The 23877-nt window shown below is 41.5% G+C and carries 18 protein-coding genes; 15 read left to right on the top strand and 3 right to left on the bottom strand.

The genetic code is table 11. The features are described from left to right. Window positions 1-302, top strand: a 302-nt coding sequence (locus tag BM375_RS06505) for a GIY-YIG nuclease family protein (RefSeq protein ID WP_244525840.1), incomplete at its 5' end; no start/stop codon positions are given. Between the two features lie 181 nt (window positions 303-483). Here the strand turns inward: BM375_RS06505 and BM375_RS06500 are convergent. Together BM375_RS06500 and BM375_RS06495 are read right to left on the bottom strand one after the other, a co-directional pair. Then, a complete protein-coding gene (locus BM375_RS06500; protein WP_093364579.1) occupies window positions 484-2490 on the bottom strand; it encodes a putative porin in 2007 nt (668 codons plus the stop codon). A 169-nt stretch (window positions 2491-2659) separates the two neighbouring features. Next, entirely contained in the window at window positions 2660-3034 is a 375-nt protein-coding gene (locus BM375_RS06495) for a DUF3127 domain-containing protein (RefSeq protein ID WP_093364577.1), read from the bottom strand. A 70-nt stretch (window positions 3035-3104) separates the two neighbouring features. Here BM375_RS06495 and BM375_RS06490 point away from each other — a divergent pair, with 70 nt between their 5' ends. From BM375_RS06490 to BM375_RS06450, 9 genes are all read left to right on the top strand, one after another. Further along, on the top strand, window positions 3105-4274 hold the full coding sequence (locus BM375_RS06490; RefSeq protein WP_093364617.1) for a THUMP domain-containing class I SAM-dependent RNA methyltransferase: 1170 nt from the start codon (window positions 3105-3107) through the stop codon (window positions 4272-4274). Window positions 4275-4509: 235 nt separating this feature from the next. Continuing rightward, entirely contained in the window at window positions 4510-5163 is a 654-nt protein-coding gene (locus BM375_RS06485; protein WP_093364576.1) for an HD domain-containing protein, read from the top strand. A gap of 109 nt (window positions 5164-5272) precedes the next feature. After that, window positions 5273-6034, top strand: a complete 762-nt coding sequence (locus BM375_RS06480) for a glycerophosphodiester phosphodiesterase family protein (RefSeq protein WP_093364574.1) — start codon at window positions 5273-5275, stop codon at window positions 6032-6034. A gap of 4 nt (window positions 6035-6038) precedes the next feature. Continuing rightward, window positions 6039-6875, top strand: coding sequence for an endonuclease/exonuclease/phosphatase family protein (locus tag BM375_RS06475; RefSeq protein ID WP_093364573.1), 837 nt, complete (start codon window positions 6039-6041; stop codon window positions 6873-6875). 79 nt (window positions 6876-6954) lie between these two features. Next, complete coding sequence (locus BM375_RS06470; RefSeq protein WP_093364571.1) at window positions 6955-7416, top strand: copper resistance protein NlpE; 462 nt, start codon at window positions 6955-6957, stop codon at window positions 7414-7416. A gap of 207 nt (window positions 7417-7623) precedes the next feature. Next, window positions 7624-8190 (top strand): helix-turn-helix domain-containing protein, encoded by a 567-nt coding sequence (locus BM375_RS06465; RefSeq protein ID WP_093364569.1) that lies wholly within the window; start codon window positions 7624-7626, stop codon window positions 8188-8190. A gap of 92 nt (window positions 8191-8282) precedes the next feature. Next, complete coding sequence (locus tag BM375_RS06460) at window positions 8283-10715, top strand: heavy metal translocating P-type ATPase (protein ID WP_093364567.1); 2433 nt, start codon at window positions 8283-8285, stop codon at window positions 10713-10715. A 123-nt stretch (window positions 10716-10838) separates the two neighbouring features. Further along, entirely contained in the window at window positions 10839-11060 is a 222-nt protein-coding gene (locus BM375_RS06455) for a heavy-metal-associated domain-containing protein (protein ID WP_093364565.1), read from the top strand. Window positions 11061-11078: 18 nt separating this feature from the next. Next, the gene (locus tag BM375_RS06450; protein ID WP_093364564.1) at window positions 11079-11456 is read left to right on the top strand and encodes a heavy-metal-associated domain-containing protein; all 378 of its coding nucleotides are present in this window, start codon (window positions 11079-11081) and stop codon (window positions 11454-11456) included. 141 nt (window positions 11457-11597) lie between these two features. Here the strand turns inward: BM375_RS06450 and BM375_RS06445 are convergent, their stop codons facing one another. Beyond that, complete coding sequence (locus BM375_RS06445) at window positions 11598-12452, bottom strand: M23 family metallopeptidase (protein WP_093364562.1); 855 nt, start codon at window positions 12450-12452, stop codon at window positions 11598-11600. Between the two features lie 248 nt (window positions 12453-12700). On the opposite strand from BM375_RS06445, the gene BM375_RS06440 reads away from it, so the two are divergent. The 5 genes from BM375_RS06440 (at window position 12701) to BM375_RS06420 (ending at window position 23872) form a co-directional block, all read left to right on the top strand. After that, window positions 12701-13366, top strand: coding sequence for an N-acetylmuramoyl-L-alanine amidase (locus tag BM375_RS06440; RefSeq protein ID WP_093364560.1), 666 nt, complete (start codon window positions 12701-12703; stop codon window positions 13364-13366). Window positions 13367-13627: 261 nt separating this feature from the next. Further along, entirely contained in the window at window positions 13628-16864 is a 3237-nt protein-coding gene (locus BM375_RS06435; RefSeq protein ID WP_093364559.1) for a SusC/RagA family TonB-linked outer membrane protein, read from the top strand. Window positions 16865-16874: 10 nt separating this feature from the next. Beyond that, complete coding sequence (locus tag BM375_RS06430) at window positions 16875-18794, top strand: SusD/RagB family nutrient-binding outer membrane lipoprotein (protein ID WP_093364557.1); 1920 nt, start codon at window positions 16875-16877, stop codon at window positions 18792-18794. Window positions 18795-18927: 133 nt separating this feature from the next. Next, window positions 18928-20154: an exo-beta-N-acetylmuramidase NamZ family protein gene (locus BM375_RS06425; RefSeq protein ID WP_093364555.1), complete on the top strand. Its 1227-nt coding sequence runs from the start codon at window positions 18928-18930 to the stop codon at window positions 20152-20154. 223 nt (window positions 20155-20377) lie between these two features. Beyond that, window positions 20378-23872, top strand: coding sequence for a SusC/RagA family TonB-linked outer membrane protein (locus tag BM375_RS06420; RefSeq protein WP_093364554.1), 3495 nt, complete (start codon window positions 20378-20380; stop codon window positions 23870-23872). Window positions 23873-23877 lie beyond the last annotated feature (5 nt).

Here is a 23877-nt window from a genome sequence, read left to right as displayed (position 1 = left end):
GATTTATCGATGCTTTGTTAGTATATAGACTTTTGATTATGTATTTCGTATATGTGCTATATTCCTCAGCGTTGGATAGATATTACGTTGGCTATACTTCAGATTTATTCGATAGGCTCAAAAAACATAATAACCATCATCGTGGGTTTACGGGCAGAACCTCAGATTGGCGAATAGTCTACACCGAAATATATGAGGAAAAATTACAAGCCATGGATCGTGAACAAGAAATAAAATCTTGGAAGAGCCGCAAGCGTTTGATCAACTTGATTAGCTCAGCTGGTTCAGGGCATTCCGACTGAGCAGTCGGAAGTGGTCACTGGTTCGAACCCAGTATCTCCCACAACAAAGCATCGATTTATCGATGCTTTTTTAGTATTATAGACTTTTGATTATGTATTTCGTATATAGAGCCAGTTCTCGGAGCCAGTCTTGGAAAAATCTCGAAGCAGGCTAGTATCAAAGTCGAATCGCTCCCGCAGCTTAGTCGTAAAATTTCCAAGATACACCAAAGCGGAAGTTGGAATCGTTCATAGGATACCTTCTCACTGTATAATAGCCTTTTGGATAAAGGCCCTGGTTTGCAAAGTTATAGCTTACAAATAAATTTACACGTCGGATATTCCCCGTAAACCAGACATCGGCAATAGGATATGTCGAATATTCTATCCCTACATTGTCATTATAAAACTGTCCTGCATTGATGGCATAGGAAGGAGAGCGGAAAGGGGTATTGAACCGTACATCCATTCCCAGTCGAAAATCCATGACCTTGTACAGTATATTGGCGTAATATAAGCTGTGCCAAGTGTATAGTTCTGGAATAGCCAGTTCATTATTAGCATCAGATTTCTGATAAACGACCAAGTTGTCAAGATGGAATCGTCTGAATTTAAAATTTTGACCAACCGAGACCTTCAACAGGTTAATATTGCCCGATTGAGTAGGTTCTATTAATTTCCGTAATAACTCATTGTCATCGGGGTTGTCAATCTCCTTGAAGTAAGTATAGTTGTCCATCAGGAAATACTCTGCTTTACCATGGAAGCCCAATAAGGGGTTTCGGTAAGCAAAGGATAGGTTCTGTATTTTTGTCTTCTCCAGATTGTCGTGCTCCCATTGGTGATATGTATAGTTCATTCGGCTGAATACCATTTCTGGTGATTTATTTTGGGAATAAGCACCTAAGCTAATCTTTCCAGCTCTCTCTCCAAAGGAAATGTCAGCATTTGCTTCATACAAGAAGTCACCTGCGTTTCGGCCGACTACAATCTGGTTGACACTAGCCCGTAAATCGACCCGGTCACTGAACCTATAGCCTAACGTTCCCTTGACCATGCTATTCTGGTAAAAGTCAGAGGTAAGGCTGTCTCTATACCATATTAGATCGTTCTGAAAACCTAAATCCAGTTTAGCTTCATTTTTAAAGACACCTTTACCCCGCAGATAGAAGCTATACGAGAAATCGTTGGTAATCGTGGTAATACTGGTGGTGTCATCAACTAAAACCGCATCGCCATAAGGAAAAGCCCCTTCCAAATCTGCTTCATTTTTAAAGAAGATAAATTTGCGCTGACGGATAGAGGAGTTGTGTGCCACGGCGTTAGTCGGATGTATTTCCATCTCTGGAGTTCCTTTATTTACAGTGTCTAACCGGCCGATAAAATAAGACTGCCGAATGAAAAGCCCATTGTCTTTCCATTTGTTATACGGTCGGGTTGCGTTCCGTCCTCTGAGTCGAGTTAGATAACCTAGATTGGATTTATTACTGGTCGTATCTTTAAAAATATCGCCGCCAGGGATATTTCGATCTACAATCGACCCGTTCTCAGGTGAGTTCAAGCTGTTAAATGTGGCATTAAGCAAGAGGTTGTAGCGGTTGTTCTTAGATTCGTACCAAGAGTAGACCGCTGCTTTGCGGTCGTTATAATCTTGATTTGCATAATAACCATCCGTATTCGTGGCATAATAATCCGCCCCAATATTTAATTGGGGATTGATATTTTGCGCTACACGTGCCCGAAAAACTTGATCGTTGAAGAAAAAACCAACGGCTGAGAGTTCCGAATAGCGAGCTCTTGCCCGAAAATATTGTACCGAATCTGGGTGTATGATATATCGCTCCAACGCATGAAATCCAGGTTGAAAACCTATGGTTTTATTGGGAACAAAAAGCAGGTCTCGGCTAGCTAATCCATAAGAGCCCAAATTTATCGATGGATTCCAAGGTAGATTTTGCTTGTTGTAATATTGAAAATTGACATGTGTTGTGTCCAACTGTACTGTACGCGTAGACTGTTTCATCATCGCCAATGTGGTGTAGCGGATGTACCTTGCCGTAAATATAACCGAGTCCTTGCGGTTATCCTCCGCAGCACGAGCAGAGTCAAGCGCACTACTGAATTCCTCCTCTACAACCTGCGCTATAGCACTTACACCAATAAAAAAGAAAGCCAAAAATATAAAAATACGTCTCAAGAGGATATTCATCAAAGCCTATGTTCTAAAATATTAAGCCAAAAATAAGGCTAAAATTTGCATTTATCACCATGCAATCAATTCTTTTAGCATCTTTTGGGTTTTGATACCTATAAGATTACTTCTTAAAAAAATAGGGCTGTGCATTTGCACAGCCCTATTCCTTAAAATTCTATTTTATTTAGAAAGGTAAATCGTCATCATCAGCACCGGAAGATGAAATATCTACAGGAGGCATTTCAGGCATGCCCGGAGCAGTGGCAGCAGGAGCTGTGTTTGCTAACTTCGTTACGCGCCATGCTACTAAAGAATTGAAATAAGTTGTCACTCCCTCTTTGTTTGTCCAAGGGCGGCCACGTAGATTAAAAGAAACCTCTATGTCATCACCTATAGCCAGGTTGTCAAAGATATTTACTCTATCCTGTGTCGCTTCAAAACGGATGTATTCTACAAATTGTGGGTTTTCGGCATAAGCCACTATCAAATCTCTCTTTTTGAAAGATTCTGTTACCTGTTGTGTCGCACCTATCTCGTGTACTTTTCCTCTTATTTCCATATCAATAACTATTAAACTGTAAAATTAAACATTTTTTGCTAAGCAGAATAAGTAACTTTGCAAAAATATGATGGAAGTTTTCAACACAGCAAATAAAGTAATCATCACCTGTAATAGAAGATTATCTCCTTATCTTACACAGGAGGTGACAGATTTAGGGTTTCAAATTGTTCGTTCTTTTAATACGGGAGTAGAAGTGAAAGCTTCTGTCAACGAATGTATGCGATTGAACCTTAACCTTCGTTCGGCAAGTCAGGTGTTATATGAGCTTAAGTCCTTTAGGGCTGCCGATGCAGATGAATTATATAAAAATCTAGTGCGTATAGCTTGGGAAGAAATTATTCCTCTTGACGGCTATTTTTCTGTGACGTCCAACGTGCACAATGAGACTATTACAACGCCACTTTTTGCGAATGTAAAAGTTAAAGATGCTATCGTTGATCGGATTAAAGACAAAAAAGGCATACGTCCGAATTCAGGTCCAGAGCTTAACCGTTGTGTCATCCATTTGCATTGGATGGAAGAACGTGCTGAGATTTTCATTGATACGTCTGGTGAGACTCTGGCTAAGCATGGGTATCGTAAACATCCGGGTAAAGCGCCGATGTTGGAAGCTTTGGCAGCCTCTACCATCATGGCAACGGCGTGGGATGGTAAAACACCTTTTGTGAACCCGATGTGTGGATCTGGCACTTTGGCTATTGAAGCCGCTTTGATGGCACAAAATCGTATGCCGGGACTGTTGCGGATGAATTATTCGTTTATGCATTTTATAGGCTATAATGAGGAGGTTTTCTTTGAAGAGCGCCGAAGGTTAAAAGATATTACAGAAAAAACGAATATTCCCAGCATCATCGCTTCTGATATTTCCAGGGAAGCTATCGAAATTGCCAAGCTCAATGCGCGCAACGCAGGAGTAGAGCATCTGATTACTTTTGAGGTCTGCGATTTCGAGGAAACAACGATCCCGGAAGCCCCAGGAGTAATTATGTTCAATCCGGAATATGGTGAACGTTTAGGAACACATGCACGATTGGAAATCACCTACAAACGGATGGGAGATTTTATGAAGCAAAAATGCCGCGGTTATCGTGGCTATATCTTCACCGGGAATCCGGAACTAGCTAAAAAAATAGGTTTGCGTGCGTCTCGACGATTTGAGTTTTTCAATGGAAAACTGGACTGTCGTTTGTTGCAATACGAGCTGTACGAAGGTACAAAAGAAGATAAAAAGGAGTAATAAGCAAAGACTTCCGAAGTTTCCAACATGGCGAAACCCTCAACGAAGTTAAACTTCGGAAGTCTAAGTAAAAGATTAAAGACCTATAAGGTTTTGAAGACTTTATTTAAAATAGACCCTTCGACAGGCTCAAGGTGATACTGTTGTTTTTTGTCATGCTGAGCCTGTTGAAGCACGGCAAAAAATATAAACAAGGTCTATAAGTCGAGTAGTATAATTTCATATTTTCAGCACAATGAACAAAGAAAACATCATTCAGCAAACGGTAGAATTTGTACAGGAGAGACTGAAAAATGCCGAGTCTGGACACGATTGGTGGCATATTCTTCGGGTGTGGAACAACACAAAGCTTATTTTGCAAACAGAGCAGGCGGATGTATTGGTCTGTGAACTGACGGCTTTGTTGCATGATATCGCCGATAGCAAATTTCATGATGGAGATGAAAGCTTAGGGCCTCGTATTGCTGGAGAATTTCTCCATTCAGTAGGATTAGATACCGAACGCATCGAGCATGTGCAACAAATCATCTTGAATATGTCGTACAAGGCTTCTTTGGGAGAGGTGGTTTTCCACTCCAAGGAGTTGGAAATTGTGCAGGATGCTGATCGGCTGGATGCAATTGGTGCTATAGGTATAGCCCGTGCTTTTAACTATGGTGGATATAAGAACCGTGAAATATACAATCCGACTATTCCGGTCGAAGAAAATCTTTCAAAGGAAGCCTATAAAAATACAACGGCACCTACGATTAACCACTTTTACGAAAAGTTACTCTTGCTCAAAGATCGTATGAATACGCAAACAGGAAAACAAATTGCAGATGAACGCCACCGATATATGGAAGGTTTTTTACAGCAATTCTACGATGAGTGGGAGGGGAGAAAGTAAGACGCAAGGAAACGTTAAAAAAGTGGAAAACATATAATTTAATATAGAATTAATCTGGAATGGGTATCTTAGTGGCACAATAAGGCAATAAACTCAATAACGATTTCAGATGAAACGGACATTATTATTACTCACTTTGATTACTTTTTGTAGCATATCCTCCTATGCCCAAACGCAGATGATTGCACATCGTGGCGCATGGAAAAACACCGAAGTTCCTCAAAATTCATTGGCATCTTTGAATAAAGCTGTCGAGCAAAAGGCTTGGGGGAGTGAATTTGATGTACACCTAACCAAGGATGATGTGCTGGTTGTGACCCATGATAACGATTTTTACGGTATTGACATTGCAACGGCAACTTATGCCGAACTGTTGACAAAGAAACATCCGAATGGTGAACAAATTCCTACAGCAGAAGAGTATCTTAAAGAGGGGTTGAAGCAGCAGGGGACAAAATTGATTTTCGAATTGAAAACTAACCGTTTGGGTAAGGAACGGACACTCAGATCTGTTGAAGTGGCTGTTGACTTGGTGAAAAGCCTGACTGCCGAACAACAAGTAGAATATATTGCATTTGATTATGACGCTTGTTTACATTTCAAAAAGATTGATCCTCAAGCAAAAGTCCATTACCTCAATAGCGACAAGAGTCCGGCAGAGCTGAAAGAGGCCGGATTGGATGGATTTGATTATCATCTAAGCGTGCTGAAGAAAAACCCAACTTGGATTCAAGAAGCTCGTGATTTGGGGTTGAAGTCCAATGTTTGGACGGTCAATAGCGAAGAAGATTTACAATATTTTATCGATAGTAAAATTGATTATATTACGACCGACCAACCGGAATTATTGAATAATCTTTTGAATAAATAAAAGCATGAGGAGAGGATTTTTTATCGCAATAGCGCTGGTTGCAATGTGTTTTGTTACTTGGGCACAAACCATGACGGTGGCATCTTATAATATCCGCCTGAAAACAGATGGCGATGTGGGGAATTTATGGGAAGATCGAAAAGAGGCATTGACGAACCTAATTAAATTTCATGAGTTTGAAATCTTTGGTATTCAGGAAGGCTTTTTGGAACAATTGCAAGACATGGAAGCATTGCTCCCAGACTTTGACTATGTTGGTGTAGGACGTGATGATGGAGCGCAAAAAGGGGAGCATTCAGCGATTTTCTATAATAAAAACAGATTTAGCTTAATCAAAGACGGAACGTTTTGGTTGTCACCAACCGATACTGAATCTCCTAACAAGGGGTGGGATGCTGCACTTCCCCGTATATGTACTTGGGGTGTATTTCAGGATAAGCAGAACAACCGACAATTTATCTTCATGAATACCCATTTTGATCATGTCGGGGTTGAGGCTCGTCGAGAAAGTGCCAACCTTATTTTGGCGAAAGCCAAAGAGTTTGCTGCTGACCTTCCTCTGATATTGACTGGAGATTTCAACGTTGATGAGCATAATGAGGCTTATTTTACATTGGCTAAAAGCGGTGTTGTGCAGGATGCGCATGAAGTGGCTCCTTTGGTGTACGAACCTAACTCTTCTTTTAACGGTTGGGGGAAAAGTTTGCATCCCGCAGGTCGTATAGACCATATTTTTATTACCACACCTTTCAGTGTGCTGAAATATGGTGTATTGACGGATACCTATATTGGTAAATTTCCTTCCGACCATTTTCCGGTCATGTCTGTGTTGGCGTGGTGACATAGCAATCTTTAGACATGATTTAAACCATGTCTAAAGATTGGCAAACAAATTGCTATGCTATTACCCAAAAAGCAATATGTTAAATAAAATTTTATTCTTTACTTGTATTTGCGGAAGCTTAGCTGCTTGTGCCCCGTCGTCATCAACCAATACCGATGTAGAAACTAAAGATAGCAGTGCGCTATCTGGTATTTCTCTTTCGGAGATTGATACTGTACACACATCGCAGAATTCTTTAGATTGGGCAGGAACCTACGAGGGAACGTTGCCATGCGCGGATTGTCCAGGAATTCAAACGGAGATTGTGTTGAATGAAGACGAAACATTTCGCATCCAAAGCGCATATTTGGAGAGAGATTCGAAAGTAGAAGATAGCGGTAGTTTCACGTGGTATAATAATGGCGGATCAATACATTTGAAAGGCAATGCCACTGATGTTCACTTGAAAGTCGGTGAGAATCAACTTTTCTATTTAGATGAAGAAGGAAAAGTTATCGAAGGTCCGAATGGAGCGAATTACCTTTTGCTTAAAAAATAGCACGCTTTAATCCTGTCTGCAGATTACGCTGACTTTCGCAGAAATGAGGTTGTTAATCTTTGGTGATTTGCGAAAAATATAGGTCGATAATATCGTTCTTGGAAGATTCTAAATTTTAAAAATAAACTCTGGTCGTGGGATTCTTTACTTTAACGAAACAAAGTATCCATCTGTATTCCGTACATTCGTTTTAAAAATTACCCCCGTATGGAATCAACTCTCTATATTAAGAATATGGTCTGCAATCGTTGTATTATGGTTGTTAAGCAAGAGTTGGAAAAGTTGGGGATTTCTGCAAAGGAAGTGAAGTTGGGGGAAGTATATCTAGAATCTGCTCTCGATAGGAAACAACAACAGGAGCTGTCCGAGGTTTTGGAAGCCTTGGGCTTTGCACTGATAGATGATAAGAAAGGTCAATTGATCGAACAGATAAAAACCTTAGTCATACAGTGGGTGCGTCAGAAGGAGAATGAGAGGAATATGAACCTGTCCGATGTGCTCGCCGAAGAGCTTAAGCATGATTACAATTACCTATCCAATCTTTTCTCCGATGTCGAAGGTATCACGATTGAAAAATACCATATTGCTCAAAAAATCGAACTAGTGAAGGAATTATTGGTTTATGACGAACTTTCTCTTAGTGAAATTGCCTACCAGCTGAATTATTCCAGTGTTGCATACCTTAGCAACCAATTTAAAAAGGTTACAGGACTTTCCCCAAGCCATTTTAAACAGATAAAAACTGATAAAAGAAAGCCCTTAGATGAGGTGTAAAGGCTGTAAATCTTACAACTCTTTTCCAAAATAGTGTAACGCCGGTCTAACCGTTTATTGTCAATTTTGTTATTGTAATAATAGTAAACGATATGGCAATAGATAATAAAAAAACTTTCTATCTTCCGCTTGAGGGCGTGCACAGTGAGCATTGTGCGATGATTGTCGACAAGGGGCTTGCGCAGGTGCAGGGAATAGAAAGCCACAACGTTGAACTCAACAACGAACGCGCTAAAATTGTCGTGGCAGATAATGCTGTTCCTTTGAAAGCTATAAAAACCATCAAAGATTTAGGTTACGGCGTGACTACTGTGAAACAGTCATTTCCCGTATTGAACATGACCTGCGCAGGCTGTGCGGTGAGTGCAGAAAGTACGGTCAAAGCGGTAGAAGGGGTGTTGGGTGCTTCTGTAAATTTTGCAAATGCTACGCTATCGGTAGAATATCTGCCCAATATGACCAATCCCGCTGCTTTACAAAAGGCGGTACAGGATGTGGGTTATGACTTGCTTTTGGAGGATGAAAGTACACAACAGGAAGCACTTGATTCCCTGCATGAGAAGAAGTACAAAAAGCTGAAAAGCAAAACGGTTTGGGCAATTGTATTGTCGCTTCCCGTAGTGGTGATCGGAATGTTTTTTATGAACATGCCTTATGCGAACGAGATTATGTGGCTGTTTTCCACACCAGTTGTGCTATGGCTTGGTAAAGACTTTTTCGTTAATGCCTGGAAGCAAGCCAAGCACCGTTCGGCAAACATGGATACATTGGTGGCATTGAGTACAGGGATAGCCTATATCTTCAGCATGTTCAATATGTTATTCCCAGCGTTTTGGCACAGCAAGGGGTTGCATCCACATGTGTATTTTGAAGCCGCAGCAGTGATTATTGCTTTTATTCTGCTGGGTAAACTGTTGGAGGAAAAAGCCAAAGGGAATACCTCTACAGCAATTAAAAAATTGATGGGCTTACAGCCTAAAACAGTAATTCTTATCCTTTCTGATGGAACAGAGAAGCAAGTGGTTATTGAGGATGTACAGGTCGATGACATTATCTTGGTCAAGCCCGGAGAAAAGATTGCTGTGGATGGTATGGTGACTGAGGGCAGCTCATACGTAGATGAAAGTATGTTAAGTGGGGAGCCGGTGCCTGTACAGAAAACAGGAGGCGAGAAAGTCTTTGCAGGTACGATCAACCAAAAGGGGAGTTTTCGCTTTCAAGCAACGAAAGTGGGTAAGGAAACGATGTTGGCTCAGATTATTCGAATGGTACAGGATGCGCAGGGAAGTAAAGCGCCAGTGCAAAAATTAGTGGATAAAATTGCAGGGGTATTTGTTCCTGTCGTAATCGGTCTTGCAGTTTTGGCCTTTGTGATCTGGCTTGTGTTCGATGGTAGTGAGGGGCTTGTCCACGGCTTGCTTGCAGCAGTGACTGTGTTAGTTATCGCATGTCCTTGTGCATTGGGGTTGGCAACACCTACAGCTATTATGGTGGGCGTGGGAAAAGGTGCGGAAAAAGGTATTCTGATTAAGGACGCAGAAAGTCTGGAGCTGGCAAAAAAGGTTAACGCGATTATTTTAGATAAAACTGGGACTATTACTGAAGGCAGACCCGAAGTCACCGGTATCCAATGGTTCAACGATGACGATACGCATCAAAACATCCTGTTGAGTATCGAAAAGCAATCCGAACACCCATTGGCCGAAGCTGTGGTTAATTATTTCGAAACTTTTCCAAGGTTACAAACTTTGGAAAAGTTAAAACTATCAGATTTTGACAGCATTACCGGCCAAGGTGTGAAAGCATCGCATAATGACGAGACTTATTACGCAGGCAATAGGGTACTATTGGCTGATAAAGGCATATCCATCGATGCAAAATTACAACAGCAAGCAGATGAGTGGAGCGGCTTGTCCAAAACAGTTATCTGGTTTTCTAACAGTAAAGAAGCATTGGCCGTATTGGCTATTTCAGATAAGATTAAAGAGACTTCTGTCGAAGCGATACAGACGCTTAAGGATATGGGGATTGAGCTCTATATGCTGACAGGCGATAATGAAGCGACGGCAAAAGCAATTGCGGAGCAGACCGGTATACCGCATTATCAGGCAGAGGTATTGCCGCAGCAGAAAGCAGATTTTGTCAAAGAGCTGCATAAGAAGGGAAAAATAGTAGCGATGGTTGGGGATGGCATCAACGATAGCACAGCTTTGGCAACCGCCGATGTCAGCATCGCGATGGGTAAAGGAAGTGATATTGCCATGGATGTAGCGAAAATGACCATTATCTCTTCCGATTTGAACAAAATCCCCGAAGCCATTAAACTGTCTAAGCAGACCGTGGCAACTATCCGTCAAAATCTCTTTTGGGCATTTATCTATAACTTGATTGGCATTCCGATTGCAGCAGGTATCCTGTATCCAATCAATGGGTTCTTACTGAATCCAATGATCGCGGGTGCTGCGATGGCGCTGAGCAGTGTAAGCGTGGTGAGTAATAGTTTACGGTTGAAGTGGAAAAAATGAAAGATTGTATAGTGGGCGACTGGAATCTGTAAATTTCACAAATCAAACAAGAAATTATACAACAATATCTAGAGGTATTATACGGATATTTGTAGTGTTAAGAAGTAATCAAAGGAAAAAACAATGGAAAATAAAGCATTTAAATTTAAAACAAACATCAACTGTGGAGGTTGTATTTCCACAGTAACACCTCATCTTGACGGATTGGACGGCATAGAAAAATGGGAAGTAGACACCGCAAATAAAGACAAGATCTTAACTGTTGAGGCAAGCAGTGCTACAGCACAGGAAATTGTGGCTACTGTAGAAAAGGCAGGTTTCAAAATTGAACCTGTGCAAGTTTAATTTTTAAAATCAGAAACAATGAAGATATTATCTTATATTATTACAGCATGTTTTGTTATGTTGGCGACCGTATCCTTTGCGCAAGTGAAGAATGCCAAAACAGAAACCGTTGAAATTAATGGAAATTGCGGTATGTGCAAGCGCACAATAGAGAAAGCGGGCAATGCAAAAGATGAAGCCCAGGTTGTCTGGGATATCGATAAGAAAACCGCAAATATTACTTATGATGCGAAGAAAACGAATGTAGACACTGTTCTGAAACGTATTGCGCAGGCCGGCTACGATAATGAGAAGCATCTGGCTTCTGATGAGGTTTATGAAAACCTACATGGTTGTTGCCAATATGAACGCGAATTGAAGCAAGCAAAAGCAACAGAAAAAGAAGGGGCTGTCTAAAAAGGTTCTCGAAACTTAAAAACGCGTCATTGCGAGAAGCGCAGCGACGAAGCAATCTGCGTTTTTGACATCATCAGATTGCTTCGTTACCTCGCAATGACGATGATGTTTAGTTTTTTTGACACCTTCTTCTTTTTATAATTAAAATGAGAAATATCTCTCGGGATTTAACTTTTTGTTGTGTTGCAATACTTCGTAATGTAAATGTGGGCCGGTACTTCTACCAGTGCTTCCCAACAATCCTACAACCTCGCCAACTTCTACACGTTGTCCTTTCTTCACTCTCGTGCGGGTAAGATGTGCATAGCGGGTTTCATATCCGTTGCTGTGTTGTACCATCACTACATACCCATATTGGCCTTTGTAACCCGCGAAAGTGACTTTACCCTTGGCAGTAGCGCGCACAGGATCTCCAACTCTGCCTTTTAAATCTACGCCTGAGTGCATTTCGCGACCTCTGTTGGTGAAAGGGTTTCTGCGATATCCAAAGCGGGAAGTTACTCGTCCGCGATGTGGCATGCCCAATGGGATTTCCTCTAATTTTGCGTCAATATTTTTGAGCTCTCTTTCATAGAAAGCAGCGAGCTCGGTCCAGTTCTCTTCGCCCTCTTCCACTGGTCCTCCAGCATTTTTGATGGAAATTGCTTTTAGCCCTCTTTTTTTCATCTTTTCATTGATCCGCTCAATTGTGCTATCAATGACATGAAAAGATTTTTTCATTTCCTCGTTGGTCATCTGATTGTTGAAGTCATCTATTTCCAACTGGCGATTTTGGGCTTTGAGCTTATTTATTTTCTGGTCGTAGACCTGTGTATATTCCTCAGAGGTCTTTTGTCTTACAAAATAGATCAATGAAAACACACAAACACATAATAATCCAATTATTGAAAACAAAACCTTCTTCCAATGTGTTAGAAGTAATGTGGGAACTTGAATGTTTTTCTTAGGGGAACCGTCGGATTCTACAATAACAACGGCTGTTTTTTTCTTTAGCATAGCTTCAATAATAAAAACCTTTATTTTTTATACAGAGCCACAAAGGTAGGCTATCAAGAACTTTAATCTCAATATTTTACCTTTTTTAACATTTTTAACACTTGTTTTTGATGTAGAGCTTCCTCTACACAGAAGGTATTTGTAACAATTGGAAGTGGGGATAAGTAAAGGAGTTTAAGAAGGCCTGTCCAAGATATATAACAGACAATTTACAAAATTACCTAAGATTAATAAGTAGTTTTGTTAGTATGGGGACAAAGAGAACAGGTTTGTTTTTTATTCTTTTCTTGTATTTCATTCCGTTGCTGCTTATGGCGCAAGAGAGACCGACTATTGTCCAACGTCCGATTACGTGGAACGCGGAACGCGAACGCCTCTCTTTGGAATATTTACAGAATCGTCATGGTTTCGTTAATCCTACAGTCCACATTGATCCTCGAATGATTGTTGTACATTGGACGGATGTGCTTTCCGTGGATAAGACTATTCGCACCTTTAATCCTGTTCAGCTTCCTGGGAGACCACAATTGCAGAAGGCCAGTGCCTTGAATGTCTCAGCTCATTTTGTGATAGGTCGAGATGGTAGTGTCTTTCAGCTGCTTCCTGAAACAACTTTCGCCAGACATACTATCGGGTTGAATTATTGTGCGATAGGTATCGAGAATGTGGGATCTGCCCGATATCCACTAACCGAAGCACAGCTAGAAGCAAACACAAAGTTGATTCAATATCTCATGACGAAATATGGTATTCAGTATGTTATTGGACATCATGAATACCAAGATTTTAGAAATACATCCTGGTGGAAAGAGACCAATCCCGATTATCTCACGCAGAAATCTGATCCAGGAGCAACCTTTATGGAGCGATTGCGCTTGAACCTTGGCATGAGCCAGCACTTAGCAGTGCAGTAATTCTTTTCTATTTTTATGCACCTTCGTGCGTGTTTTGATGAGTTTTAAGACTATGATTTGCTTTTTTGTATATTTTTTTAAAAAAGATTTGCAAAAACTTGCAATCTTAAAAAGAATACTTTAACATTGTAGTACCTAATTTTTGGTATGTATTTGTAAACTAAAGAATAAGACATTTAATTATATATAATCCGATGCGTTTTTTTGCGCTCGGAAAAAGGAGTTAATTAACCATAAACGATCATTATTAACTAAAAGACAATGAGAAAAGCTATACTGTTTTCTGTTGCTTTGGGGATGATCAGTTATCAGGGTTTTGCCTTAGATCGCCATGTTGACTGGCGTTCAAGCAGCGCTCTTAAAACTGAGGTTCCTAAAATGTTTGAAGAGCAAAGCACCATTCGGGGTGTTGTTCGTGATGCCAATGGCCCACTGGCGGGTGTAACGGTCAGTGTAATTGGAAAATCTATTTCTGTGCAAACTGATGCAAATGGTGCCTTTAGTATCGAAGCAGCGACGGGTGACCGTTTGCGGTTTACGAGTCTAGGGCATGCGCAACAAGAAGTTACCGTCACTTCGGGAACGGTAAATGTGACTCTACAAGCTGAAGATACCGCTCTAGATGAGGTTATCGTAACAGCAATGGGTATTACCCGTGAGAAAAAAGGCTTAGGATATGCCGTCCAAGACCTGGGAAGTGAAGAATTGATGAAGAATAAGACAGCTAATATTGTCAATTCTTTGGCTGGTAAAATTGCAGGTGTAAATGTTACCCAAACCAGTGGGGGTGCGGGTGCAGGGGCAAGTATTATTCTTCGGGGAGGAACCTCCTTAGAGCGGGATAATCAGCCTTTGTTTGTTGTGGATGGTGTGATTTATGATAATTCAACTAGTGTGAATGGTAATAGCCTGTTTGATGGAGGTTCGTCCACTAACTCCACCTATAGTAACCGTGTGATGGATATTAACCCGGAAGATATTGAAAATGTATCGGTATTAAAGGGGCCTGCGGCGGCAGCGCTTTATGGGTCACGGGCAGCTGCTGGGGTTGTCTTGATTACAACTAAAAGCGGTAAAGAAGGGACTGCAAGTGTATCGGTAAATTCGCGGATGATTTCTAATTGGGCTAATCGTTTGCCAGAATATCAAAATCGTTATAAAAGAGGTTTCTATCAGCAAGATGGTACTTTGATGGAAGGCGATGCGACAACGACTATGGGATCTTGGGGAGCTAAGTTCGGTCCAAATGATGTGATGTATGATAATATGGGTGATTTCTTTCAATCGTCCACTTCTTGGGATAACTCGGTGAGTGTTTCAGGAGGATCAAAAAATGGCAATTTCTATTTGTCAGCATCCGATTTTAGACAGAATGGTATTATTCCAGGTACAGAGTACGAAAAGACTACTGTTCGTTTCAATGGGCAGCAAAACTATGGCATTCTCAAAGTCGGTGCAAATGTTGCTTATTCTAGTGCCGACCAACTGAGTTCTCTAACGTCAGGAGGGTTGTATGGTCACGGTGGCGCAGGTGCTGTACAGGGTGCGTTTATTTGGCCGCGTGACATGAATATGTCGCATTGGCTGAATGAGGATGGGTCAAAATATCGTCCTTTTGATTGGGAGCAGGTTGCTAACGACTTCGATAATCCGTACTGGATAATGAATAAAATGCCAAGAACGGACAATACCAAGCGTTTAACAGGTAGCTTCAAAGCCAGTGTAGACATTGCGGATTGGTGGGATATACACTATACGGTGGGGATTGACCGTTATACGCAAAAAACAAACCGATTTACAGAGCCGGGTTCAGGTGTTAATCAGATTTATCAAAATGGATTATTGTCCGAAAATGATACAGATTTTCAATATCTGAGTTCAAACTTGATGACTAACTTCAAAAAGAAGTTTGGTGATTTCGACATGAATTTATTGGTCGGAACGATGGCTGAGATGACAGATGTTGAGTACAATGGACGCAAGGCATGGAATTTTATTATTCCAGGATTCTACGCCTATACCAATACTACTCTTACAGATAGGGCTGCTGCTCAGCAAAGAACACAAAAGCGGATGGTGGGTGTGTATGGAGAATACAGAGCATCGTACAGGGATTTTGCGTATGTGACTGTTACCGGACGTAACGACTGGACGTCTACTTTGCCGATTCATAACCGCTCTTACTTTTACCCTTCGGTATCGGGAAGTTTTATCTTCTCTGAGTTTATTCCAGAAAACAATATCTTATCCTTTGGTAAGGTGCGTGCCTCCTGGGCTAGGGTAGGTAAGGATGCAAGCCCTTATGTAACCAATACGTATGTGGTTACCCCTGCAGAATATACCTTGTATAATAACGGTGCGGGTGTAGGTGTTCGTAATGACTGGTTAAGGGGTAACCGTGAGTTATTGCCAGAGATTACCGAATCGCAGGAGTATGGTTTGGATGTTAACTTGTTCGGCAGCAAATTAGGATTGGAATTTACCTACTATAAGAATAGAAGTATTAACCAATTGATGCAACCACGTACTTCTCAAGCTACGGGTTATATCTTGATGTGGACAAACGCCGGCGAAATTGTTAATAATGGGCTAGAATTATCGGCTAAAGTTTCTCCGATCAAGAAAGAAGATTTTAGATGGGATTTGACACTAAACGCTTCGAGAAATAAAGGACGTGTAGAAAATCTTTTACCGGGTTTGGATGTACTTTATGTGACCGATGTACAAGTGGGAAATGCAAAAGCCGCTTCTTTCAATGGAGGTAATTTTATGGCAATTTCTGGGTCGAAGTGGCTAAGAAGTCCAGAAGGACATTTAGTATTAAACCCGCAATCAGGAATGCCACAATCTGATGGATTGGTGACACATGAAATTGGAAATAGAGAACCAAAGCTTTTTGGCGGTCTCAATAACAATTTCCAATATAAAAACTGGAATTTATCGTTTCTTTTGGATTATCGTATAGGTGGGCATGTCTATAACGGAACAGACTACTATATGACTGCTATGGGTATGAGTACACGCTCTATGGATCGCGAGAAATTGACGCTTACAGGGGTGGTGAAAACCGGTGAAAATGCCGATAAAACACCAATCTATTCAGATGTACAAACATTTGAATACGAAACAGGTAAAATGTACCAAATTGGTAATCAAACCAGAAGTGGTGAGGATGTCATTAACAGTTATTATCAGAGTGGTGGAGCATACAACCTTGAGTCGGCGAATTATATGACGGATACCAACTGGCTGCGTCTGCGTACTATTTCATTAGCCTATTCTCTTCCGAAAACAACTTTAAGTAAAGTAAAGGCTATAAAAGGTCTGACGGCGACTGTAACAGGTACTAACCTATTGGTGTGGACCAATTATAAGGGCATGGATCCGGAAACATCTGCAGCTGGGTCAGGCGCTATAGGTTCCAGCTCTGTGGGAATTGATTACAATGGTGTCCCTGCCACAGCAGGTGTGACATTTGGACTTAATGTGACTTTCTAAAAACAAGGACATGAAAAAATTATCATATATATTAGGAGTATTGTTGCTCTTAAACTTGACTTCTTGCGAAAAGTGGCTGGATGTGAACGAAAACCCCAGCCAAGCGAATGATGAGGTGCCTACTCCAGATTTAAGGCTTAGATCTATTCAGATGCAGTTTATTGATGCGTATGAATCTTCTGGAACCAGAGCGGCGTGGATTACACAGAATATTACTAAGAATGGAGCTTCCACGAACAATGATTTGATTGTTCGCTGGGATTTCCCCCTAGCGTCCACAACATGGCCTTATCAGGCTTGGTTTGTGTTTACTGCGGGCAATCTGGAGCCGATGATTAACAAGGCAACAGAAGAAGAGGCTTGGCATTACGTGGGGGCAGGACAGCTTATTCACGCATGGGGTTTTATGCTGATGTTGGATTTGTATGGTGAGATGCCGTATACGGATGCATTAGGTTCTGATGTTACGCCTGCTTATGATGATGGTAAGACAATTTTCTACGGCTGTTTGGATATGTTGGATAAAGCTATTGAGAATTTATCAAAACAGCAGGGTGTGACTGCAACACCATTGTCGGGAGGTGATATTTGGAATGGTGGAGACCCGCAAAAATGGCTTAAACTAGCGTATGGTTTAAAAGCGAGATGGTTGAACAACTTGAGCAAAAAATCTTTCTACGATCCAGATGCTGTATTGGCTGCTTTGGAAAAAGCACCTCAATCAATTGGAGATAATACTGTAATGGATGCAATCAATACAGACGAAACCAATATTTCCGGCATAGTGCGCTCTATGCAGCATGGAAACTTAGGCGGTACAGGTAATAAAATGTCGAAATGGTATACGGATTTGTTAACGAACTCTTTTACAGGAGGCTCTAAAGTAGTAGATCCTAGAGCAGTACGCATCATACCAAGTGCAGAGTTCTATAATAGTACTACTGGCAAAAAAGAATGGCGTTTATCAGAAGGTGTCGACCTGATCGGATCGGATATTCGTACAAAAGGTGGACCTGTCCTGTTTGAAATTATGGCAACTAAAGCAGATGCTAATACTACCCATCCTTCTGGCTATGTTAGGGCTGGCAATGATACAGAGGCGGCTAATGCGAGTTTCTTCAATAGATGGTACACAACGAATGCTACTGCAGATAGGCAGGGAGACTCAGTCTATGTGTCTGTATATTCGGATCGTTTGGACTGGGTGGCAGCCGTACGTGAGGCAAGAAAAGATGCTGATGTTCGGAATGACCAATACTTGGCAAGTCGTTATAATGGTATGCGATTGATTAATCCAAACTTTAATGACGAAACAATTAATGTAAATTCGACAGGGAGTTTTTATATCCGAGCAGATGCTCCTGCCCATTTATTGACTTACCATGAGATGTGTTTTATTAAAGCTGAAGTATTATTGCGTAAAGGAGATGCTGCTAATGCTTTAACCGCCTATAAGGCAGGTATTCGTGCGCACATGGAGGCAATGAATGAGAAGTTAAGGGAGTACGATCAAAGTAAGTATGGAAAACAGGTTATTTCTGAATCTGAAATTGCAGCATTCTTGTCAAGCAAAGCCGTTGCACAAACAGCCGGTGAATTGAGCATGGCAAAAATAATGCAACAAAAACAGATTTCAATGTCGTTGACTGTACAAAATTGGAATGATATGCGCCGTTTTAACTATTCGGCTCCACATCCACAGTTTGGTGTAGTATATCCAGATTTTGCGAGACCTTTTGAAGTCGCTTCGGCAACAGTAGCGGAGTGTTATCCAGGAGCTTCTCCTTCGGACGTTCGTTATTGGCCGCGCCGTATTCAGCAGTGTAGCCACGAGAGAAACTACAATTCAGAAAATTGGTTGGCATCACATCCAGAGGCAAACCTAAGGAGTATCCTTTCTGCCCCTGTATGGTGGGATATCGAAGAATAATCATAGTTTGAATTTTTTGTTTAGTGAAACTTCCGGAGTCTGAAAAATGACTTCGGAAGTTTTTATTTATAGAACATCCTTTAAAATTGAATTTTCTTGTTTATGTTTGTTAGGCAATTAAAAACGCATAAATATGAAAAATTATTTTAGTATCCTCGTTGTATCAGTGGTTTTGTTGTTTTCTTGTAATGCGCAGAGCAATAAATCTGCAGAGAACGGCAAGGGAAGTTCCTCTAATACATCTTCTGGTCCGATTCTAACTGCAGCAGATAGACTATCTGCATATCTGCCATTACTGAAAGATAAAAAAGTCGGGCTCATGGGTAACCAAACTTCAGTTGTTGGGGAACAAAAAGAGCATCTTGTTGATGTGTTGGTGCGAGAAGGTGTGGATTTGAGATTTGCTTTTGCGCCTGAGCATGGATTTCGTGGAGAAGTAGAGCGTGGAGAGAAGGTGAGTAATGAAGTTGACGAAAAAACAGGGTTGCCATTGTTCACACTGTATGGAGGCAATGAGAAACAAGATTCCATTGTACAATCTATTGATGTAATGATTTTTGATTTACAAGATGTTGGAGCTCGTTTTTACACCTACATAACCTCTTTGCACCGTGTTATGGAACTTTGTGCGAAGCATGATAAAGAGTTGATCGTGTTGGATCGTCCTAATCCCTGTGGTGATCAGGTTGATGGACCCGTGCGCAAGGACGATAAATTCAAATCCAATGTATCTTTCCATAAGATTGCTATGGTGCATGGGCTTACTGTAGGGGAGCTTGCAAAGATGATCAACGGAGAGAAATGGTTAGAAGAGGGGCGGACTTGCAGATTGACGGTTATTCCAGTAGAGAATTGGAATCATGGAATGATGTATGAACTTCCGGTTGTTCCGTCGCCAAGCTTACCGAATCATCTTTCTGTGCGTTTGTATTCGTCTTTGTGCTTGTTTGAAGGTACAGAAATTTCTGTGGGGCGAGGGACAGATTGGCCCTTTCAAGTGGTGGGTTACGATAGTCCTGTATATGGCGATTTTCAATTTGTTCCAGGGGAAAAGGCTGGGATGGCGAAACATGTCGAAGGTAAAGGGGATACGATGTATGGGGTAGATTTAAGAGATTTGGATGCTGATGAACAGAAATTTACGTTGAAATACGTTTTAGACTTTTATAATAAGATGCCGGACAAGAGCAAGTTTTTTAGTAGAGCTGAGTTCTTTGATAAACTTGCAGGTACAGATGAACTACGGAAGCAGATTGTTGCAGGCTTATCCGAAGAGGAAATCCGCAAAAGTTGGGAAGAGGAACTGTACGAGTACAAAAAAATGCGATCGGAATACCTGTTATATGCTGATTATGAGTAAGTAATGCTTGTTTTTGCTTGTTATTTATATAAACACGCCTTTGTGCGTGTTTTTTATATATATAGCAAGAATTTGTTAAAAGATGCATAAATGTTTTGTAATTAACATTTCTTAACTATATTAGTGTCGGTTTTTTGCATTTATTTATAATTTCTCGTACAAATATGCAAAAAACATAAAACTTACTTATGGTGAAATCATACTATTTTAAAATAAACTAATCATGAGAAAATCTTTACTATTTTCTGTAATGGGCATGTTCTTAGCATCTTCTCCTACGTTTTCGTATGAGATGTTTGCCGGAGAGCGGGAAAGCACTTCCTTATCCATTGAAGGGATTTTGCCTTTTTCGAGCTCTGTTTTCCAGAACACGGTAAGCGGAACGGTCACAGGATCTTCCGGCCCTATCGAAGGTGTGACGGTCACTGTTGTGGGAGGAACAGCCTCTACGCAGACAGATGCTAATGGGCGTTATACCATTCAGGCCCCGCTGGGGTCAACATTGCGTTTTTCCTCGGTGGGTTTTGCAACCAAAGAGGTGAGCGTTTCGTCGAATAGCTTATCCGTTACATTGGACAGTGGCGACCAGTCATTGGATGAAGTGGTTGTTGTGGGCTATGGTACCCAACGTCGTGGAAATCTGACCGGAGCGGTGTCATCAATCAATGTAAAAGAAAATCTGGAAGGTCGGCCGATTGCTGACGTAGGGCGTGGTATCCAAGGTACTACACCGGGTTTGACGATTACGATTCCAAGCGGTGAGATTGGTTCAGACCCTACGATAAAGATTCGTGGAGCTATTGCTTCTGTTCAAGGAAACGGAAATCCATTGATCTTATTGGATAATGTCGAGATTCCAAGTATCCAATATGTCAATCCGGATGACGTGGAATCCATCACAGTGCTGAAAGATGCGGCTTCAGCATCGATCTATGGAGCGAAAGCAGCATTCGGTGTAATCCTAATCACGACAAAAACCGGTGGAACATCGGAAAAAGTTACGGTCAATTACTCCAATAACTTTTCTTTTCAAAATCCATTCAAAAAATATGAGATGGGGCGGTTAAATGCCTTGAAGTATACGGCGGATGCTATGGAAAGAATGGGGACTAATATTACCGGAGCATTTTATTACCTGACACCTGAAAGCTACGAAAAAGCGGTGGAATGGGATAAAAAATATGGAAGCTCAATCGGCAAGAATGACCCTACGGTATATGGAAGAGATTGGTATGTCGACCCTACAAACACAGCAAGAAAGCTAGGTTTGCGGACGTATGACCCATACGATTATATGATTCGGGAATGGGCGCCAACGATTACGAATAATGCTTCGGTGAACGGGTCTTTTGGTAAGACTAAATTTACGGCTTCCTTTGCTCAACTTTCACAGAGCGGAATGCTTAAACCCGGAGATTCTGATAGATTTAAACGGATCAACGGTGGACTTCGCTTGACGACGGAGTTAAATGATAACATCACTTTGCGTGGAGGCGCAATGTTCTCGCAACGGAATAAAACGTATCCTTACGCCACGAACTCTGCTACAGCGGATATGTGGTATTATATGTATCGTTGGAGCTCGTTGTATCCTATGGGTAATGATGAGCATGGTAATCCTATCCGTAGTCCACATAGTGAGTTTGATGCAGCAAATGAGGCTTCTATGAAACGAAACTATATCAATATGAATGTTGGGACAACTGTGAAGTTGAAATCCAACTGGAAGGTTGATGTCGATTATAATTTTACGAACGAAGATTACAATTGGTTCCGTCCTGGAACACGTTTTACTGCAGGAGATAGCTGGTCAGCACCTGCGGCACGTATGGACGCCAGTGGAAACCCTGTGTATGTTGATGCTACCGGAGCGGTGGTGGGGGCAGGGTCGCCAGGGGCAATGCCTGCATATGATTTGATTTATCGGGAATATACCGCGCCGGGAGGAAATCCGGATCATATTTATGCGCGTACAGCAAATACCTACAAACACACCTTGAATGCGTTCACGACGTATGACCTTAATCTAGACGGAGGGCATGATTTCAAGTTTATGTTAGGGACTAACTTGGTGACGGACAATGCACGCACACATTGGACACAGCAGACTACATTGTTAGATATTACTAATCCGCAATTTGATCTGGCCACAGGGACTATAACAGGAAGTGGAAGTACACATTGGGGAGCGCAGTTGGGCTACTTTGGTCGTCTGAACTATGCTTATAAAAATAAATATCTGGTAGAGGCTAATCTGCGTTATGACGGTTCTTCCAACTTTCCAAGTGATTTGCAGTGGAGATGGTTTCCTTCTTTCTCGGCAGGATGGGTCGCTTCCGAAGAAAGTTTCATGGAATGGTCTAAGCCATACCTATCCCATTTGAAATTTAGAGGTTCTTGGGGTAGCATTGGTAACCAGGCTGTACCATCAGATTTGTATGTTTCGAATATGGGGTCTTCACAAAGCTCATGGATTGCCAATGGTGGAAGGGTGATCAGCCTTGGTTCGCCGGCGTTACGTGTGCCGAGTGTATTCTGGGAGGATTTAGAAACGCTGGATATCGGGGTGGATGCACGCTTCTTCAACAGCAAGTTGGGCGTAGTATTCGATTGGTATCAGAAAACAACCAAGAACATGTTCTCTCCAAGCGAAGGAACAACTTGGACATTGGGCGGCGCAGCTCCTTGGGGTAACTTTGGTCAATTGCAGACCCGTGGTTTCGAAATTGCCGTAGACTTTAATCATCGTTTTGAAAATGGCTTGGGAATCAATCTACGTGCAAATCTGGATGACGCAAAATCTGTATTCAGTAATTATACAAGCTCACGCTTAGTAACCGCCAATTACGATGGTAGAGTGTATGGTGATATATGGGGCTATGAGACGGATCGCTTATTCCAATATGATGACTTTGTACTGGATGCTAACGGTAATCCGCAGATTGTAAAACTGACGCCAGAGATGACGAAATATAACACCAGTGGTGGAGGTGAGACGTATTTACAGAAAAATGGTCCAAATGGTGAGAAACCGGTTTATCAGGCGTGGTTGGAAAGCACCAATACTTTTAACTTCGGTCCTGGAGATGTAAAATTCAAAGATTTGAATGGTGACGGAGAGATTGATGGTGGAGATGGAACGATTGATAATCCGGGCGACAGAAAGATTATCGGAAACTTTACGCCGCGGTATAACTATGGTTTCCGCTTAGGGGCAGATTATAAAGGTTTTGACTTTTCGATGTTTTTCCAGGGAGTTGGTCAGCGTGCAATGTGGGGTAACGGTGCATTGGCTATAGCAGGCTATAATACGGCTGATGGAGCGATGCCAGAAGCTATTGTGAACAATTATTGGACACCGGAGACGCCAAATGCATTTTATCCTGCGGCATTTAACAATGCGAACAGTAATGATGCGAATAATCTGCGGCCACAATCACGCTATCTATTGGATATGTCTTACTTAAGAATCAAAAATATCACATTGGGTTATTCTTTACCAAAAAGTGTGTTGGCGCCAGTGAAAGTGAATAACCTGCGTGTATATGTGGCGTTGGAGAACTTCTTTACCTGGGATAAGCTGAATGGATTGCCAATCGATCCGGAAGAAGAATCCGGAGTGTCGATGTTCAATGCGACAAACTATAACTCGGGCAGAACAGGTGTCGGAACGCCGACGTTCAAAAGTGCATCTTTTGGTCTTCAATTAAATTTCTAAAAACA

Origin of the sequence: Sphingobacterium wenxiniae, assembly GCF_900116225.1 — a bacterium.
GTDB classification, from domain to species: Bacteria; Bacteroidota; Bacteroidia; order Sphingobacteriales; family Sphingobacteriaceae; genus Sphingobacterium; species Sphingobacterium wenxiniae.
The sequence above is the reverse complement of the archived record's forward strand: the minus strand, read 5'-3'. Positions and strand labels throughout refer to the sequence as shown.

What these genes read in the sequence shown, in the direction of transcription:
- BM375_RS06500 (WP_093364579.1), bottom strand. Translation starts at nt 2,490, where the DNA reads ATGAATATCCTCTTGAGACGTATTTTTATATTTTTGGCTTTCTTTTTT.
- BM375_RS06495 (WP_093364577.1), bottom strand. Translation starts at nt 3,034, where the DNA reads ATGGAAATAAGAGGAAAAGTACACGAGATAGGTGCGACACAACAGGTA.
- BM375_RS06490 (WP_093364617.1), top strand. Translation starts at nt 3,105, where the DNA reads ATGGAAGTTTTCAACACAGCAAATAAAGTAATCATCACCTGTAATAGA.
- BM375_RS06485 (WP_093364576.1), top strand. Translation starts at nt 4,510, where the DNA reads ATGAACAAAGAAAACATCATTCAGCAAACGGTAGAATTTGTACAGGAG.
- BM375_RS06480 (WP_093364574.1), top strand. Translation starts at nt 5,273, where the DNA reads ATGAAACGGACATTATTATTACTCACTTTGATTACTTTTTGTAGCATA.
- BM375_RS06475 (WP_093364573.1), top strand. Translation starts at nt 6,039, where the DNA reads ATGAGGAGAGGATTTTTTATCGCAATAGCGCTGGTTGCAATGTGTTTT.
- BM375_RS06470 (WP_093364571.1), top strand. Translation starts at nt 6,955, where the DNA reads ATGTTAAATAAAATTTTATTCTTTACTTGTATTTGCGGAAGCTTAGCT.
- BM375_RS06465 (WP_093364569.1), top strand. Translation starts at nt 7,624, where the DNA reads ATGGAATCAACTCTCTATATTAAGAATATGGTCTGCAATCGTTGTATT.
- BM375_RS06460 (WP_093364567.1), top strand. Translation starts at nt 8,283, where the DNA reads ATGGCAATAGATAATAAAAAAACTTTCTATCTTCCGCTTGAGGGCGTG.
- BM375_RS06455 (WP_093364565.1), top strand. Translation starts at nt 10,839, where the DNA reads ATGGAAAATAAAGCATTTAAATTTAAAACAAACATCAACTGTGGAGGT.
- BM375_RS06450 (WP_093364564.1), top strand. Translation starts at nt 11,079, where the DNA reads ATGAAGATATTATCTTATATTATTACAGCATGTTTTGTTATGTTGGCG.
- BM375_RS06445 (WP_093364562.1), bottom strand. Translation starts at nt 12,452, where the DNA reads ATGCTAAAGAAAAAAACAGCCGTTGTTATTGTAGAATCCGACGGTTCC.
- BM375_RS06440 (WP_093364560.1), top strand. Translation starts at nt 12,701, where the DNA reads ATGGGGACAAAGAGAACAGGTTTGTTTTTTATTCTTTTCTTGTATTTC.
- BM375_RS06435 (WP_093364559.1), top strand. Translation starts at nt 13,628, where the DNA reads ATGAGAAAAGCTATACTGTTTTCTGTTGCTTTGGGGATGATCAGTTAT.
- BM375_RS06430 (WP_093364557.1), top strand. Translation starts at nt 16,875, where the DNA reads ATGAAAAAATTATCATATATATTAGGAGTATTGTTGCTCTTAAACTTG.
- BM375_RS06425 (WP_093364555.1), top strand. Translation starts at nt 18,928, where the DNA reads ATGAAAAATTATTTTAGTATCCTCGTTGTATCAGTGGTTTTGTTGTTT.
- BM375_RS06420 (WP_093364554.1), top strand. Translation starts at nt 20,378, where the DNA reads ATGAGAAAATCTTTACTATTTTCTGTAATGGGCATGTTCTTAGCATCT.